This window comes from Streptomyces milbemycinicus (assembly GCF_002154605.1).
GTDB classification, from domain to species: Bacteria; Actinomycetota; Actinomycetes; order Streptomycetales; family Streptomycetaceae; genus Streptomyces; species Streptomyces milbemycinicus.
The window spans coordinates 1-704 of sequence record NZ_MUNE01000533.1; the positions used below are offsets into that span (position 1 = coordinate 1).

The 704-nt window shown below is 68.6% G+C and carries 1 pseudogene; it reads right to left on the reverse strand.

The annotated features are described in order from the left end of the window. Nucleotides 1-437 (reverse strand): annotated as a pseudogene (locus tag CCN51_RS36890) (peptidase S8); the annotation flags it as partial. Nucleotides 438-704: the final 267 nt, after the last annotated feature.

Consider the following 704-nt stretch of genomic DNA (forward strand, 5'->3'; position numbering starts at 1 on the left):
TCGCCGGCCTCCCGGACGTCCGCCTTCGCCGCGGCGGCCGTGCCGCTGTAGCCGACGATCAGCTTGAGGCCCTGCTTCTGGGCCTTGCGGTTGGCCGACTTGTTGAGCTCGGTGACGTCGAAGAGCCGCTGGTCGAGTCTGCCGTCGGCTATCAGCCGTGCCGCGTCGGCCGGCACGACGAGGGTGTGCCCGTCGGCCTTGCGGATCTGGACGGGTATCCCCTCGCGGCCCTTGGCCCGCTCCAGGCCGATGACGCGGCCCTTGGCGTCGACGACGACACGGTCGCCGGTGATCAGGGTGACGCGGTGCTTGGGCGTGGTCTGTACGGCCTGGTCACCGGCCGTACGCTCGGGCTCCGCCGACGCCGGGCTGGTCATGCCCGCCGCCAGGGCCACGGCTGCCGCCGTGGCGATCGTGGCCGCGCACGCTCTTTTCACTTGTCTGCGCAAGTCTCCCCCTGGAGGCTATCTGAGAACTTGTTGTCTTCCGGGTGTAATCACTGGGTTTCTGCTGGTCAGGCGTAAATCTGCCGCCGACCGCTTCGCCATCGACGCGGTGTTCCTCATGTCGGCTCGTAAGGGCAAGGGTTCGCTTTCGCTCGCCCGCTCGGACCTCCCCATCGCTTGTGGCGTGATGATGGCCCGTCGTGCCCTTGAGCTTGACCAACTCGGCTCAGCACCCCCGCGTCACCGCAGACGCGCCCG